We start from the raw sequence: 14,766 nt of genomic DNA on the forward strand, positions 1-14,766 counted from the left end.
CTGTCCTTACAAAAAATCAAACACCCAAATATTGGTTAAGCATAGCCATGTGTGAATCAAGTTCAGTTGCAGCAAAACCTTTAACCACCCTGCCATGCTCCATCACATAAAAACGATCTGACAAACCACTGGCGAATCGAAAATTCTGTTCGATCATCACAATGGTGAATTGACGTTCGCGCAAGGTTTGGATCATGCGGGTCAAAGATTGCACGATCACCGGCGCCAGTCCTTCAGAAATTTCGTCCAGCAGCAATAACTTGGCACCTGTGCGCAATATGCGGGCAATGGCCAACATTTGTTGCTCACCGCCAGATAAGCGGGTACCTGGGCTGTGACGACGTTCATACAAGTGGGGAAACAAGCTGTAAATCTCTTCCAGCGTCATCGCGCCTGGCGCAATCACTGGCGGCAACAACAAGTTTTCTTCACAACTCAAGCTCGCAAAAATACCGCGCTCTTCTGGACAGTAACCCACACCCAGCCGAGCAATTTGATGCGTAGACCACCCCTGGGTCTCTTGACCCAGCACTTTGATAGACCCGCTTCTATGCCCGACAAGACCCAGTATGGATTTGATGGTGGTGGTGCGGCCCGCACCGTTTCGCCCGAGCAAGGTCACCAGTTCACCTTGATTCACCACCATGTCAACGCCATGCAAGATGTGCGACTCGCCGTAAAAAGCATTCACTCCCTGCAATTGCAAAAAAGGAATTGAATCATTGGATTCATTGGACATGCGCGGATTCCAAGGTGTTGTGTGTACTGCCCATGTACGCTTCTAGCACCAAGGGATCGGTTGAAACCTTGGCATACGGCCCTTCGGCAATGATTTGTCCGCGCTGCAGTACGCTGATGGTATCGGCGATTTGAGAGACCACCCCCATGTTGTGCTCCACCATGAGTACCGTTCGATTGGCGCTGACTTTTTTGATCAGTTGTGTGACTTTATCCACGTCCTCGTGGCCCATGCCTTGTGTGGGCTCATCCAGCAACATCAGTTCAGGCTCAGTAGCCAAGGTGGTGGCAATTTCCAGCGCACGTTTTCTACCGTAAGCCAATTCGACCGCTTGCACAGCGGCGAAATCAGCCAAATCTACCTCTGCCAGCAATTGCATGGCCTTGTCATTCAGCCGATTGAGACTGTTTTGAGATCGCCAGAAATCCAATGAAGAGCCTTGAGAGCGCTGTAATGCAATGCGCACATTTTCCAAAACCGTCAAGTGGGGAAAGGTTGCTGAAATTTGGAATGAACGAACAATGCCGCGTCTGGCAACTTGGGCTGGCTTTTCAGCGGTAATGTCATGGCCGTTGAACAAAATACGACCACTGTTGGGTATGAGAAATTTGGTCAGCAGATTGAAGAAGGTTGTTTTACCCGCACCGTTAGGACCGATCAAAGCGTGAATCTGACCTCGGCGTATGTGTAAATCCACGCTATTGACAGCAACGAATCCTTTGAACTCCTTGACCAGCTTATGTGTTTCCAGGATGACATCGTCGACCATCTTCAGCGCCTATTCACTACTTGTCTGCAACAAAGTATCTTCGCGCCTGCTATGGGCTTGAATACCTATGGTTAACCCTCGAAATCAATCTTTGACGCATGTTTTTTTACAGTCAGCGATGTCTTAAGTTAGCGAAATGTTGCTGGCTTTGGCATCTAAGGCCAGAGAAGTTTTATCTATGTGCCGGCAGTAATTCAATTCACGCCTAGGGTTGCCGTATTGTTTGTCAATACACGCTTTCAGTTTTAACTCACAGTGGTTTGCTTTGCTCACCTGCTTTTGCAGTTTATTTTCCCAATCAGCACAAGGAAGATTGACAGCATGCAATGCGATTGAACAAAGTCAGTCAAAGTATAAAGTAAATAGCTGGGTATTTAAAAACAGGTCTGTGGGACACAGGGCTGAATCTTATTTCAAGCGTAATGCCATCAATAAGCCCTGCGCTTATGTTCGCGAATATTATTAAAATTGCATTACTTATAAAAAACTGTCGTTTTATATTTGATCTTTCAAATACAAAGTGTAACTTTGCTTTGTAGGTAGTCATATCACTCAGGATACTTGGCAATCAAGGATTGAAGGAATGCGGTATGAGTTTTCCTTGGCTCACAGGTGGTATGTACCGATTAGCTATGGCAAATAGTGGATGAGCGTGCAAGTACTGTCATTACACGCAATAGTTTTGCGCTTTGAATTATTCAATTTCTTTTCCCCAAAAGATGGGCGTTATTCTTTCTTTGGTAATTAAATATTTATTTTTATTTTCCAAATTTATTCTTGCAATTTCTCTTTGTTTTCGTATGTATGTCATCGGCGTAGTTTGCTTGTATTTTTCAAATAAGTATTGAAGATCCTTATTTGACAGTTTGGTTTGCTCCACTAAATCATTGATGCTTATAGATGAATCCAAGTTTTTATCTATCCACAGGCATAACTCATCTAACAACTTTAAATTTTCAACATCTCCCAGTCGATTTAATTTATCTACCTTCAGCATATCAAATTTCCACTTCTTCGAGCATTTCTATGGTTTCAACAATTACTCCATGGGCTTTGAATGAGTCAGATAAAAGAGTGGTGTTGAGCAATATCCCGTCCAACAGATCCACATTGGGTATTTCTGCAATGTAGCCAACCAAATTTGTATTAGCTTTTCTGAAAATTTGAAACTTGATTCCCAATGATCCACCAATTTGTTTCAATTTATTATTCAAAATCCACCAATCAACATTTTTTACCTCATAAATTACCAATATTTTTTTTGTCATTGACTCATAGTTCCAAGTTTGAATTTATTTGTAAAAATAATTTAGAATTAACAAATAAATTTTTTCGATTTAAATGACCATAAAATATTTTATAAATTAGACATGTCAAGTCATCTCCTGATAACTACAAAAAATAAACTATTTGCTACGGATTAATTTTCTATTGGAATATTTCTACGAAATATTTTTGTAAATCTACGAAATATCTCCAAGTCAATTTAGGTAAAGTTTCAATTGTCTGTTTAATCAGGAAACGTTATCCTTTGAGAAATTTAATAAAAAAATATGCCGTCTGTAATTCACAAAATTGATTGGTTGTTTGATACTGATATTGAACCCTCAGAATGGAGAGGTTCGATTGTAAAAATACCCTATCCCTACCCAGCTGAATTAGCGGAGGGCTTCGCAGAACACATCGAGTTTCATGACGGCATCTCTTTAGTTAAGGATTTTCATCATTTCATTAATGAAGATCGCCCTGCAGAAATACCATTAGGAAGATTTACAGTAGAACCGTCAACAGCTACCCTTGTCATTCATATGATGCACAAGGGCAGCATGATCACCATCAATCACAAAAATAATGATCGAATCAGCAGGGTGTCTGGCTTTGATCTTTTTGGTCGAACGGAAATATTAGATGTTAGTCAAATATTGCTTACTGATGAAGATATCCATTGTTCTATTTTATTTATTCCAGAGAATCAATTGATTAAACTTTTGGGGTCAGAAGAAGTTGAAGAGCTATTTAAAAATTTAGGTCTGTTACAAATTACTGATTACTGTCAAATCAAAGTACCCGATTCCATTTCAATGCAGATTGCAAATTGCACTCCATCACATCTATCTGGTGGTATTCGACAACTATTTGCAAATTCTCTCATTCTTCAATATCTAGTTGATTTGAATATTTATATATCTTCTGCCATAAATTTTAAAAATAAGATTTCGAATGCTAAATTTGATTTAATCGGATTACACACTGAACTTCTACAAATTTCTGGCGTTATACCGACATTAAACGATATTGCAAAAAAGTACGGTGTAAGCCCTGCAAAAATGAATCAAGCATTCTTTGAGAAATACGGTCAATCCATTTATAACTTTTTATCCAACCAGAGGTTAGAACAAGCCCATTATGGATTATTAAAGACTGATATTCCGATGAAGACCATTGCTCACAAAATTGGCTATTCGCATGTGAACCATTTCATCACCGCTTTCAAAAATAAGTTTGGCGTCACTCCCGGGTCATTAAGAAAAGAGAATAATTAAATTGAGGGTAAGCATACGGCAGGGTTGAACTGCTAGTAAGTTGATGGGGATAAGGGGGTATCGCCGGCCATCTGGTTACCCCGAAGGGGAAAAGTCAGCGCAGCATCAGTTATGTGTCGGTGGGAATCAAGTAGGGTTGCTTGTCGTTTTACTGTCCTTCAACCCAAAGGACTAGCAATCAGAATCAGTCATAACAAATGCCCCTCATGGGCTAAGTTGTTGATTGAGATGGAGGCGCGAGCCGGAGTCGAACCGACCTACACGGATTTGCAATCCGCTCTAATTAGCATTTGCTTTTGTTGATCAATGCAACTATAATCAATATAAATCAACATCTTACGTGCAAATTACTGATCAAATGCACAGTACTCCTGTTGATTGGGATTCATCAAAATTGAAGAAAGGTGGCTACATGGTGGCTACATGGATCATGAATTTGAAGCAGGAGCAATCGGATGCCAAGAAAAAGTCGTAACAGCCCGATAGACCTAACCGTACCGCATGAATTGACCTCTGGTCTTATTGAGCGACTGAACTGCCCTGCTGGCGCATTTCAGGCTTTTTTGCGCGACAGCAAATCACCGTCTTTGCGAGTCAGAGTTACGGCCAGTGGAGCCAAATCATTCGTCTTTGAATCAAAACTGAACCGCCAGACCATACGCAGAACAATCGGAAGTGTGGCCGCATGGAGTATTGATCTAGCACGAGCAGAAGCCAACAGACTGCGCGTCACTCTGGACACTGGCATTGACCCACGCGAACAGAGTCGACAACAAATTGCCGAACAAGCAGCTAAACGGCAACAAGAAAAAGTGGACTCCATAACTGTCAGGGAGGTTTGGGGCTTGTATATTGCCGCTCGTAAACCCTACTGGGGCGAAAGGCACTACAAAGATCACATCAGCTTATGCAAAGACGGGGGAATTCCAAGAACTAATCACCCTACTTTGACATCAACAGCAGGTGCGCTGAATCATTTCATGGACATGAAATTAAAAAATGTGTCACCCGCAGTCGTAGAAGCATGGGCCGAAAAGGAAGGCAAGATTAGGCCAACTGTTGCGCAACTGGGGTGGCGCTGTTTGAAGGCATTTCTTAACTGGTGTGCAGAGCAACCATCTTACGCGGCTATTTCACCGATAAAAAACGCTGCAAAAACTCAAAAAACCAAAGAAGCTCTTGGCAAAGTGAAAGTCAAAAATGACGCACTGATGAAAGAGCAGCTACTTGCTTGGTTTGATGCAGTGGAGAAACTCACCAATCCCACCGTTACCGCCTACTTGAAGACAGTGCTTCTCACAGGGGCAAGGCCGGGTGAAATTCTCGTCATGAAATGGGAAGATATCAATTGGCAATGGAATGGCATCACCATCCGGGACAAGGTTGAAGGTGTGCGAGTTATTCCTTTAACTCCGTATGTGCGGAGCTTATTGGATCAACTTCCGCGAAGAAATCAATGGGTGTTCTCAAGTCCAAGACTGGATCGTCCTCATGAGCATATGTCTCGCCTCGACCCTATGCACTCAGCCGCATGCAAGTCGGCTTCCATTGAAAATTTGACGCTGAATGGACTCCGGCGCTCATTCAGAAGTCTGAGCGAGTGGTTGGAAATTCCAACTGGTGTAGTTGCACAAATTATGGGTCACAAACCAAGCGCAACCGCAGAAAAGCACTATACCGTTCGACCACTGGATTTGTTACGAATTCATCATGAACGGATTGAGTCTTGGGTTCTTGAACAAGCTGGTGTGATCGCACATAAATCTATTGAGACTAACAATAAACTTCATTTGGTGGTTTAAATATGATTGAAAAAAATATCACTAACTTTGAGGACAAAATCATAGAACTGACCTTGGAGGAAGCTCAACTATGGCTAAGTTTCACAGAACCATGGTCAATAGAAGAAGCCGCACTTATTTTTGCAGGGTACTCACCAAGGAATCGACGCTTCTTTAAAGACGATGATGCCGATCTATCTGCGTATGCTTACAACTATTGGGAAAGGTTCAAGTTATTTGAAAGACAGGGTAAAACCCCAGCATCGCAAGCAGAATGGGTTGAATTGCTCATCAGAAATAATTGGCCTGTTCCTGAGGCTCTTGCTTGTGCTATCGATCCAAACAAAAAGGAAAATATACCCCTCTCAATTGAGTCGAACAAGCCTCAAGAAGTTATTCACATACGGGGTGTTTCAGGAACTGAAATTGCGCACGCATTTGACGGTATACACGCAGATTATCAGAAATGGAAAAAATATTTAAGCGATCCAAGTAAGTGGCTGTTAACCGCTCAAATGACAAAAGGTCTTCCCGGACGACAAAAGAAAGGAGTGATGTATGAGGCGACATGGAACCCTTTGATAATCGCGACCTCGTTAACGCATAGAGGTTACTCAGTAGCTAAAATTTCAAAGGCTTTTGAGAATTCAAAAGAGCTATCAAGATGGAAAGATCAATGGGTTGAATACAAAACAACTCATCTACAAGACGAGTAAACATTGTTAAATACCCCACTTAAATCCTCCGTTTGTCAACGCTAAATAATCTAAACGCTTGTAAATAAACACTTTTTAAAACCACCGGCTTTAAAAAAATTTTGATGGTTTTCACAGTCCGAACTGGCGATGGTCGCCAACTTGGAGAAAAATCATGAAAACCGAAAACGCCAAAGCAGAAATTGAGCAAGTCACCTCAAACCCCTTCTTCCCCCTGCTCTCATCTATAAACAGCCCAACAGTTGATACCGTGCAAGGTGCGTTCTACCTGAATCGCAAGCCTCAAACACTGAGAATTTGGGCCTGTAGAGAAAATGGCCCCATAAGGCCAAAGCGAATTAACGGCAGGCTTCATTGGTCAGTTAATGAAATCCGTCGCTTAGTTGGAGGTTGATATGAGCTACGACCGAAACCAACTGCCCGATCCAAAATGCTTCTTTGAGTTAGAAGGCCACTCCACTGCACAAAGGAGACTGGCATGCAACCCATAGACAAAGTGCTTTCCAGACTTGAACATCCAAGACAACGTCAAGATGGGCAGTGGTCGGCGAGGTGCCCAGCACATGAAGATAAAAAACCTTCGCTAAGCGTTTGTGAAACTGATGAGGGGGCTGTTCTTGCTAAATGCTTTGCAGGATGCTCATTTGAAAGAATATTTGCATGTATGGGACTTGAGGTAAGTGAAGCCTTCCCACCAAGGAATAGATCAGGCAAGGAGCCAAGGAAAACACCTAGGCTTATTGCACCGTCGCAGGCATTGGAAATACTAGACATAGAGGCGAATTTCGTTGCAGTGTGTGCAAATAATCTTGCCAATGGCCTCAACCTGAATGAATCCGATCTCGAACGCCTCAATAAATCCTCAGGACGTATTGCATATATCTTATATGAGACGAAAGTAAAACCGCGCAAACTTGGCTGGGGGGACAACCCATGAGCAAATTTCAAAGCACATCAGCTACCGCGATCATCGATGCCAAAATAGCACAGGCGAAAAAACTTATGCCTAACGGATGCGATGAATCCGATCAAACCGATGGAGTCTTAACGCTAAATGATTTTGAGGTTGTAACAAATCACTATGGCTTGGATGATGAAAAGACATCAATCTTGGTGTTCGGTGGAAACCTTCACGACGTTGTAGAACAAGCTGAAAAGGTTCTCTTTGAAAAAGGGAACTACTACCAACGCGCAGGGATGGTCGTGACTGTTGACACTGACCCAGAGTTTGGAGGGAAACGCATTCGTGTATTGACCAAAAATGCACTGGTTAAAGACCTTGCAGTTAATATTAATTGGAAGCGTCTTGCCAAGGGTGGGGGGGAATATGACATTGACCCCCCTGCTAGGCATGTAAATGTTCTGTTTGACTCAGCGGTCTTCAAGCACCTAAACATCCTACGATCCATCGTCAGGCAGCCCTACCTTCGTGAGGATGGCTCGTTGATGATAAATTCTGGTTACGACCTTGCTACAGGGATATTTGGCGTGTTTAATGAGTCGGAATACATCGTGCCAGAGGAACCCACGCGAGAGCAATGCACTACTGCGCTTGCCGAACTTAATGATTTACTCGATGAATTTCCATTTCAACATCCACACGACAGGTCGGCAGCGCTTGCAACAATCCTGACCGCCAGTATCAGGGTTAGTCTCCCAGCCGCGCCACTTACCCACGTGAGCGCCCCCCAGATTGCAAGTGGTAAGTCGTACTTGTGTGCATTGTTTTGTGCATTTGCGTCCGACACAAAACCCTCAGCACTTGCATTTCCAAGTTCCGAAGAGGAGTGCCAAAAGCATTTACTCGCAACATTCTTGGAGGCACCATCATCTATTGTTTTTGACAACCTGACCAGCGACCTAAAGCCTTTTAAAACGCTTTGCTCAGCCATCACCGAAGAGTTCATTGAGGGAAGAATTTTGGGACAAACAAAAGTTGCCCGAGTTGGAACGCGTAGCTTGCTCCTCAGCTCTGGCAACAATGTAGGCCCAGTCAGGGATATGACGCGAAGAACTCTCACCATATTTCTAGACCCCAACATGGAAATGCCTGCGGCACGTGAATTCAAAAGTGATCCAGTTCAAAAGGTCAGGGCCGCAAGAGCTAAGTACCTCTGTGCGGCGCTCACGATCGTAAGGGGGGGTATTACTAACCCAGAGGTTAGCGGTATCAAAACAAAACCGATTGCAAGTTTTGATACTTGGACACAGTTAGTAAGAAAGCCGCTCATTTGGCTTGGCAAACCAGACCCTGCCACCCGTATTTTTGATCAGCAACTTGAAGACCCTGACCGCGAGTTAGCGGGAAGGCTACTTGCGGCTTGGCGAAGCGTCTTTGGTGCTATTCCAATGATGGTTCGAGAGGTGGTCAAACGGGTGGAATTCAATGGGAAAAATGAATCTGAACTCATGGAGGTGTTACATGAGATTGCAGGCTCAGGCCAAGACATTAACCGCCAAAAGCTTGGAAAAGCGCTCTCACGTTACGAGGGACGGGTTGTCAACGGCATGAAGCTCCAAAAGGTCAAGAGCACAGGAAACGCTGAAAAATGGAAAGTCTATTCGTTTGATACAGCCATGTCTATAAATGAAACACCCCCAGCATCGGATTCAGCGGATTCAGCGGATTACTTTGACGCAATAGAAAATGAAATTTTCTAATTTAATCTTCAAAAAATTGAAAAACATAGGCTCTTTCAAATGAAACGTTTACACAAAAAATGCCACGCACACGCTAGAAGCACGGGGCATCCGTGCCAAGCCCAAGCACTGGCTAACGGAAGGTGCAAAAACCATGGCGGTATGAGTACAGGCCCACGGACTTCTGAGGGTAGAAAAGCTATTGGGGAAGCAACTGCTAAACGCATGGCATCAGGGCAGAAAGAAAGGGCCAAGAAGGGCTTTCAAGCTTGGTTGAATGCTGGAGGCAGGGAACACCTATCAAACCTCGCTAAGCAGCGTTTTAATCGGTCTCAGTGGCTGAAACGGATGCTGACCCCATGAATTTCCACACATGTATCGTGCGCATGCGTCATGGGCTTTATTGCCTAATCAACAAAATGGGGCCAAATACCGCACAAGGCGTGTTGGTATACTGGTTCTGCTGGAAGCCCTTATCGGCAAATAATGCTCACAGCCGATCGATATGCTGATTACGAAAAAAGTCTGGGCTATGTGGGTGCAGTCAATTGAACAGGCAGGTGCAGACTTTCGGGACGCATCGCGCACGGATGTGCGCGTCATGGGGTTTGAACAACTGCAAAACTTCCTGTAAATTAACTGCTCTTAACTTAAAGTTAAGAATTAACTGCGAGTTGAGGTCTTGCATTTACTGGTAATTTAGCAAATGATCAGGTTTAAAAATCAATTAATTCTAGATTTACAAAATTATTGAATTCACGGTAACTTTAAGGATCAAATCAATTTTTTCTTTCAATTACCCGACTTGATTCCAATATGATTTGGGGTGATCCGTTTGTAAAATCTAATTGGTATTCAAATTGAGCTACGCCAGATGAAGTTCGATTTTTATCTGGATTCTTTGCATTCCAATCAAGTAAGCCAGATACTTTGCAAATTCTTTTTGATTTATCACAAATTACAGAAAGTGATGCAGGTCGCTCAACATAAGAACGTATAGGCCAGCGTTTGATAGCAACTGACTTTTCTTCAATTATTGATTTCTTTGGAGTCATTTTTCCAAAAAAATCTACTTCATCAGCTAAGGAATCTTTTAGAAAACCCAATGCGGAAACGTTATCTGACGACCAGTTTTTCAATAATTGTTGAATGAAGTTTTTTGATTCGACTTCAAGATTTGCAGTTATAAATAAAGCTTTTTTTGAATTGGGAGTGATTTGAATTTCTTTGGGTATCACAACCCCTTGCATCGGGGTAAAGCCTTCACCATTAGACACCTGTGCGTATGCCACCTGCGACAAGCTAAACAAGGTAACCGCAAAGACTCTTTTAAGTAGTTTCATGAAATAAAATCATGCTCACGCAAGCAAAGATGTAAAGAAGCCAAGATTCAAGATTCAAGGGGTCATGGCAACACGGAAACCGTAGTTGCTGATTCGGAAGGCTGTGGTGTACCAGCTGCGGTTAGCGGTACGCAAAAACTGCGGATCGTTGTACATAGAACCGCCGCGCAAAACCCGCCGGGAGCAATCTTCTTGCGTCCATGCACTGCCGTCTGTAGGCGCACCCTTGTAGTTGCCATTCCAGCAATCCTGAGTCCACTCCCACACATTACCTAGCATGTCATACAGACCAAATTGATTTGGGTTTTTTAATCCCACAGGATTTGTTGCATTAGCAATTCCCTTGAACCAAGCATAAACATGTAACTCAGCGTCACTATTACCCCAAGGATATGTAGTGGTACTTCCTCCCCGTGCGGCATATTCCCACTCAGCCTCAGAAGGTAGTCTGTATTTATTACCTGTTCTTTGACTGAGCCTTTGCACAAACACCTGAGCATCATCCCAAGATACATTTTCAACAGGAAGTGTGCGTCCTTTATTTGAACTTGGGTTGTTACCCATCACAGCAAACCATTGCCCCTGCGTAACTTCATATTTACCGATTGAGAATGGTTGAATATTGACACGGTGCTGAGGTCTTTCGGTTTCTTCTCCAGCTTTGACGGGCTTTGCATTACTAAAGGGATCTTGCTCTGGATCAGGTGGTGAACCCATCAAAAAACTACCAGTAGGAATCACAACCATCTCAGGACACTCATCGCAATCTTTGAATACTGCAAGGGGCTTCAATATTTGTTGATGCATTGACTGTGATTTTGGAATCATCACACCCTCTATTGGCGTAAGGCCTTCTATGTTGGATACCTGTGCATGAGCTGAATTCAAAAAGAAAACCACCGACAAATCAATTAAAAATATATAAATTATGTTCATGGTTTCAAAAAAGGCCCCCAATGTGGTTCTCCAATAGTTGATGTTCGTACAGACAGAATTACTCTGCTATTACCATCGAGTGTGGTAGTCATAAGAACTTCTTTTCCCTGTATCTGAGTTGCATAAAGAATAAGCTTGCCATTCGGGGCGAAACTGGGTTTTGCATCATGCGTTGTATCAGTCAGTGTGGTAACTTTGTCAGTAGACAACTCCATCAACTGAAGCTTATAGGCAGCACCTGTTCGGGATATGTAGGCAAGCCATTTTCCATCTGCGCTCAGAGCAGGAGAAATGTTGTAGCCGCCACTGAATGTCACCCGCTGCACAATACCGCCGGACGAGGGAATGCGGTAGATTTGAGGTGACCCGCCACGATCACTGACGAAATAAATCGCACTGCCATCGGGAGTGAAAACGGGTTCTGTATCAATGCCAGACGATTGGGTGATGCGCTTAGGCTCACCACCGGCAGCGTCAATCAGAAAAATTTGTGAGCCGCCATCTATGCTGAGCGTGAAGGCCAAATTTTTGCTGTCAGGTGACCAAGTGGGCGCGCTGTTAGAACCCTTGAAATTGGCCAGCACCCGGCGTTTGCCAGTGCTTATGTTGTGAATATAGACCACGGGTTTTCCCGATTCTAGGGACACGTAAGCCAATTCGTTACCGTTAGGAGACCAACTCGGTGTAATGATGGGTTCGGGACTGGTGAGCGCAGTCTGTGCATTTTCACCATCTGCATCTGCTACCAATAACATATGTCGATTTGAATACTTAGTGACATAAGTGATACGTGTGGAGAAAATACCTTTATCGCCTGTTAATTTTTCGTAGACTTGGTCTGCAATTCTGTGCGCGACGAAACGCAAATCTGCTGGGGTACTAACGAAGACTTTACCGCCTAAGTCTTGGTTTTTGACGGTGTCCCACAAGCGATAACGGGTATCAAAATTTCCGTTTGAAAGAGGGGTCACACTTCCTGTCAGCAAGACATTAATATTTTTTGAATTGATGACTACAAAGTCTGGCCGGATGTTTTCAGCTATTGCAATTCCGAGGTTAGAGGTTTTGAATTTCCCGCTTCTGTCAAGGTCAGCCGCAATGATTTGCGAGATATTTTGCGGTGACGAATTACCACCGCTTAAGTCAGCAATGCCAATCAATATTTGTTTATCGCTTATGTTTAACGTTTGTATTTTTAATTTCTTCTTTTCTTTTTCAATATCAATACCTTCAATTGGTGCCAACTCATCAACAAATGAAACTTGAGCTAATACTGTCAATCCATTAAAAAGAAAATAAATCAGTACAGCACTAAATAAAATGAAACCGAATTTGTTTTTCACAGACATTTATTTAACGCGTAACAAGCACTCTATCAGCGTCTCCAACCAACTGCGGCTCCTGTTTACGATTCATGCTCATGGCTTGGCGCGGGACGGCATCAGCCAGATAGCTTTGCAGTTCACCTGTCGTTATCTTTCCGTCATTATTTAAGTCAGCCCCGCCTTCCATGCCCTTCATCAAGTAAAAGCTAAATATCCCGTGTTTTAGTTCTGGGCTGGATGATGAGATCTGATCTAACGATGAAGCTGTGATTACCGTAAAGTTGCTTGGAAACATAATTTCACTGGCTTTAAGAGCAAAAGGTCTGGCACTGGCTAGCAAAGTCTCACCTGTGCGTGTGCTACCACTGTAGCAGCTGTCAATAAAAAGGGTAACTGACTTGGGCTTTGCAGCTGAAATAGCAGACACAAGACTGCTCTGGTCTATACCAGTCTCAGACAAAAAGTCTTTGTGACCGTTTTGCGGCAGGAAAAAAAGTGATTTGCTGTCCGTGGATGATAGCCCGTGTCCACTATAAAACACATATAAATCAGTTTTATCCTTTTTGACATAAGCGGGCAACCAACTCTTGAATGCACTAAGTATCTCGACCTGCTCGGCTTCTCCATCAATCAACATCTTAATATTCTCAGGCTTGATACCCAAAGCCCTTACAGCATAGTCATAAAATGAGCGAGCATCATCGTTGGCGAAATCCGCTTTAGGAAGGCGTTTGTAATCCTGAATGCCAATAATGATGGCAACCGCATCCCTTGTGGCTGATTTTTTTAGAGTTTCAGGGTTCAAGGTAGTAACAAATTTGGAGGTCGCTACACTCTGACCCTTGACCACAATGCTTTTATTTACTGCATTACCGTAACCGTCAACGGCTACTACACTGTAGGTTGTGTCCTGCCCCACCTTAGGCAGGCGCTTGATCTGATATGCCCCTTTTTCATTGCCACCCAGCTCTTCGCCATTGATCCTCAATGAACTGGTATCCACCCCAGTCTGGATTGATAGCAGGACAAGCCCGCTTGGATCAGGCTCAGATGTGGTGATGCGCAAATCCATCTTTGTATTGGCTTTGGCTATTTCACGCCTTTTGCGCTCTTCTTCCATCTGGCGGCGCTCTTCAGCCAGCCGCATCTTTTCCTCCTCAATGCGTTTACGTTCATCCAGCAAAGCAAAGTCAGTTGGAGCCTGAAGGTTGACCTTCTCAGCACGAACAAACGCACCTACGTTCCAGACACCTTCTAGAGTTTCTCCACCATTAGCTGAGGTATATCGACCGGGACCTTGACGCGAACCGCTTTGGAATTTACCAACATATTTATCGCCACGGAATTGGTTATTTGCCAGATGGTAGTAAGTACCCCATCCATTGAACTTGCCGTCCTGAAACTCACCCTCGTAACGGTCACCGTTGGCAAAGTTATGAATCCCTTGGCAATTTGTCCAGCGTCTGGCATCTTTACCCACGCAAGAAGGCAGTTGACTTTGTGCAATAGAACTGCCAGCTAAAAAAACCGTCAACGCCATTATTGCTAATCTGCTAAATATTTTCACAATTTCGTCCTTTACCTGCCGACCAGCACTCTTGCAGCATCACCAAATAGCTGCGTGTTCTGCGTGCGATTAAGTCCCATAGCTTGCCTACCAACCATTTCAGATAGGTATTGCTGTAGTTCTCCTGAAGTGATTTTGCCGTCTTTATTTAAGTCTGCATCACCTTCCATCCCCTTCATCAGATAAAAGCTGAATATGCCGTGCTTTAAGTCTTGACTCGCTGATGAAAACTGGTCTGCCGCAGAGGCTGTGATAACCGTGAACTCTGGTGGGTACGCTTTTTCATCTGCTTTCAAAGCAATCGGCTTCAGACCTGCAATAAGTACTTCACCGCCCCTTGTTTGACCGCTGTAGCAAGCATCGATGAACATCGTCACAGACTTTGCTTGCACTTTCTGTAATGCTGA

Annotated in this window: 16 protein-coding genes and 1 pseudogene; 8 read left to right on the forward strand and 9 right to left on the reverse strand. The window is 43.6% G+C overall.

The genetic code is table 11. The annotated features are described in order from the left end of the window. Window positions 1-16: 16 nt before the first annotated feature. From AC9UG7_RS08990 to AC9UG7_RS09005, 4 genes are all read right to left on the reverse strand, one after another. On the reverse strand, window positions 17-739 hold the full coding sequence (locus tag AC9UG7_RS08990) for an ABC transporter ATP-binding protein (protein WP_509586777.1): 723 nt from the start codon (window positions 737-739) through the stop codon (window positions 17-19). Further along, window positions 729-1,508: an ABC transporter ATP-binding protein gene (locus AC9UG7_RS08995; protein ID WP_509586780.1), complete on the reverse strand. Its 780-nt coding sequence runs from the start codon at window positions 1,506-1,508 to the stop codon at window positions 729-731. Before AC9UG7_RS08995 ends, AC9UG7_RS08990 begins: the two co-directional genes overlap by 11 nt. Before the next feature lie 694 nt (window positions 1,509-2,202). Then, window positions 2,203-2,505 carry a hypothetical protein gene (locus AC9UG7_RS09000; RefSeq protein WP_509586782.1) on the reverse strand — a complete coding sequence of 101 codons (303 nt, stop codon included), beginning with the start codon at window positions 2,503-2,505 and terminating at the stop codon, window positions 2,203-2,205. Between the two features lies 1 nt (window position 2,506). Then, window positions 2,507-2,776, reverse strand: coding sequence for a hypothetical protein (locus tag AC9UG7_RS09005; RefSeq protein WP_509586784.1), 270 nt, complete (start codon window positions 2,774-2,776; stop codon window positions 2,507-2,509). 285 nt (window positions 2,777-3,061) lie between these two features. Here AC9UG7_RS09005 and AC9UG7_RS09010 point away from each other — a divergent pair, with 285 nt between their 5' ends. The 8 genes from AC9UG7_RS09010 to AC9UG7_RS09045 all read left to right on the forward strand — a co-directional run bounded on the left by AC9UG7_RS09010 (window position 3,062) and on the right by AC9UG7_RS09045 (window position 9,822). Next, entirely contained in the window at window positions 3,062-4,051 is a 990-nt protein-coding gene (locus AC9UG7_RS09010; protein ID WP_509586787.1) for a helix-turn-helix transcriptional regulator, read from the forward strand. Window positions 4,052-4,506: 455 nt separating this feature from the next. Then, window positions 4,507-5,853, forward strand: coding sequence for a tyrosine-type recombinase/integrase (locus tag AC9UG7_RS09015; RefSeq protein ID WP_509586789.1), 1,347 nt, complete (start codon window positions 4,507-4,509; stop codon window positions 5,851-5,853). A gap of 2 nt (window positions 5,854-5,855) precedes the next feature. Next, window positions 5,856-6,548 (forward strand): hypothetical protein, encoded by a 693-nt coding sequence (locus AC9UG7_RS09020; protein WP_509586791.1) that lies wholly within the window; start codon window positions 5,856-5,858, stop codon window positions 6,546-6,548. 154 nt (window positions 6,549-6,702) lie between these two features. Further along, on the forward strand, window positions 6,703-6,942 hold the full coding sequence (locus AC9UG7_RS09025) for a hypothetical protein (RefSeq protein ID WP_509586793.1): 240 nt from the start codon (window positions 6,703-6,705) through the stop codon (window positions 6,940-6,942). Between the two features lie 84 nt (window positions 6,943-7,026). Next, a complete protein-coding gene (locus AC9UG7_RS09030) occupies window positions 7,027-7,485 on the forward strand; it encodes a hypothetical protein (protein ID WP_509586795.1) in 459 nt (152 codons plus the stop codon). Further along, entirely contained in the window at window positions 7,482-9,209 is a 1,728-nt protein-coding gene (locus tag AC9UG7_RS09035) for a hypothetical protein (RefSeq protein WP_509586797.1), read from the forward strand. The genes AC9UG7_RS09030 and AC9UG7_RS09035 overlap by 4 nt, the downstream gene beginning before the upstream one ends. A gap of 39 nt (window positions 9,210-9,248) precedes the next feature. After that, on the forward strand, window positions 9,249-9,551 hold the full coding sequence (locus AC9UG7_RS09040) for an HGGxSTG domain-containing protein (RefSeq protein ID WP_509586799.1): 303 nt from the start codon (window positions 9,249-9,251) through the stop codon (window positions 9,549-9,551). Window positions 9,552-9,693: 142 nt separating this feature from the next. Further along, a complete protein-coding gene (locus tag AC9UG7_RS09045) occupies window positions 9,694-9,822 on the forward strand; it encodes a hypothetical protein (RefSeq protein WP_509586801.1) in 129 nt (42 codons plus the stop codon). A 145-nt stretch (window positions 9,823-9,967) separates the two neighbouring features. On the opposite strand, the gene AC9UG7_RS09050 is transcribed toward AC9UG7_RS09045, so the two are convergent. From AC9UG7_RS09050 to AC9UG7_RS09070, 5 genes and pseudogenes are all read right to left on the reverse strand, one after another. Further along, on the reverse strand, window positions 9,968-10,531 hold the full coding sequence (locus AC9UG7_RS09050; RefSeq protein WP_509586804.1) for a hypothetical protein: 564 nt from the start codon (window positions 10,529-10,531) through the stop codon (window positions 9,968-9,970). A gap of 54 nt (window positions 10,532-10,585) precedes the next feature. Continuing rightward, window positions 10,586-11,467 carry a formylglycine-generating enzyme family protein gene (locus tag AC9UG7_RS09055; RefSeq protein ID WP_509586806.1) on the reverse strand — a complete coding sequence of 294 codons (882 nt, stop codon included), beginning with the start codon at window positions 11,465-11,467 and terminating at the stop codon, window positions 10,586-10,588. Further along, window positions 11,464-12,810 carry a Tol-Pal system beta propeller repeat protein TolB gene (gene tolB, locus AC9UG7_RS09060; protein ID WP_509586808.1) on the reverse strand — a complete coding sequence of 449 codons (1,347 nt, stop codon included), beginning with the start codon at window positions 12,808-12,810 and terminating at the stop codon, window positions 11,464-11,466. The genes AC9UG7_RS09055 and tolB overlap by 4 nt, the downstream gene beginning before the upstream one ends. A gap of 10 nt (window positions 12,811-12,820) precedes the next feature. Continuing rightward, complete coding sequence (locus AC9UG7_RS09065; protein ID WP_509586811.1) at window positions 12,821-14,359, reverse strand: caspase family protein; 1,539 nt, start codon at window positions 14,357-14,359, stop codon at window positions 12,821-12,823. Window positions 14,360-14,370: 11 nt separating this feature from the next. Next, a pseudogene (locus AC9UG7_RS09070) lies at window positions 14,371-14,766 on the reverse strand (hypothetical protein); the annotation flags it as partial.

This window comes from Limnohabitans sp. (assembly GCF_046052765.1).
GTDB lineage: Bacteria > Pseudomonadota > Gammaproteobacteria > Burkholderiales > Burkholderiaceae_C > Limnohabitans.

Excerpts from the sequence above, each read along its gene's own strand:
- AC9UG7_RS08990 (WP_509586777.1), bottom strand. The coding sequence starts at position 739 with ATGTCCAATGAATCCAATGATTCAATTCCTTTTTTGCAATTGCAGGGA.
- AC9UG7_RS08995 (WP_509586780.1), bottom strand. The coding sequence starts at position 1,508 with ATGGTCGACGATGTCATCCTGGAAACACATAAGCTGGTCAAGGAGTTC.
- AC9UG7_RS09000 (WP_509586782.1), bottom strand. The coding sequence starts at position 2,505 with ATGCTGAAGGTAGATAAATTAAATCGACTGGGAGATGTTGAAAATTTA.
- AC9UG7_RS09005 (WP_509586784.1), bottom strand. The coding sequence starts at position 2,776 with ATGACAAAAAAAATATTGGTAATTTATGAGGTAAAAAATGTTGATTGG.
- AC9UG7_RS09010 (WP_509586787.1), top strand. The coding sequence starts at position 3,062 with ATGCCGTCTGTAATTCACAAAATTGATTGGTTGTTTGATACTGATATT.
- AC9UG7_RS09015 (WP_509586789.1), top strand. The coding sequence starts at position 4,507 with ATGCCAAGAAAAAGTCGTAACAGCCCGATAGACCTAACCGTACCGCAT.
- AC9UG7_RS09020 (WP_509586791.1), top strand. The coding sequence starts at position 5,856 with ATGATTGAAAAAAATATCACTAACTTTGAGGACAAAATCATAGAACTG.
- AC9UG7_RS09025 (WP_509586793.1), top strand. The coding sequence starts at position 6,703 with ATGAAAACCGAAAACGCCAAAGCAGAAATTGAGCAAGTCACCTCAAAC.
- AC9UG7_RS09030 (WP_509586795.1), top strand. The coding sequence starts at position 7,027 with ATGCAACCCATAGACAAAGTGCTTTCCAGACTTGAACATCCAAGACAA.
- AC9UG7_RS09035 (WP_509586797.1), top strand. The coding sequence starts at position 7,482 with ATGAGCAAATTTCAAAGCACATCAGCTACCGCGATCATCGATGCCAAA.
- AC9UG7_RS09040 (WP_509586799.1), top strand. The coding sequence starts at position 9,249 with ATGAAACGTTTACACAAAAAATGCCACGCACACGCTAGAAGCACGGGG.
- AC9UG7_RS09045 (WP_509586801.1), top strand. The coding sequence starts at position 9,694 with ATGCTGATTACGAAAAAAGTCTGGGCTATGTGGGTGCAGTCAATTGAA.
- AC9UG7_RS09050 (WP_509586804.1), bottom strand. The coding sequence starts at position 10,531 with ATGAAACTACTTAAAAGAGTCTTTGCGGTTACCTTGTTTAGCTTGTCG.
- AC9UG7_RS09055 (WP_509586806.1), bottom strand. The coding sequence starts at position 11,467 with ATGAACATAATTTATATATTTTTAATTGATTTGTCGGTGGTTTTCTTT.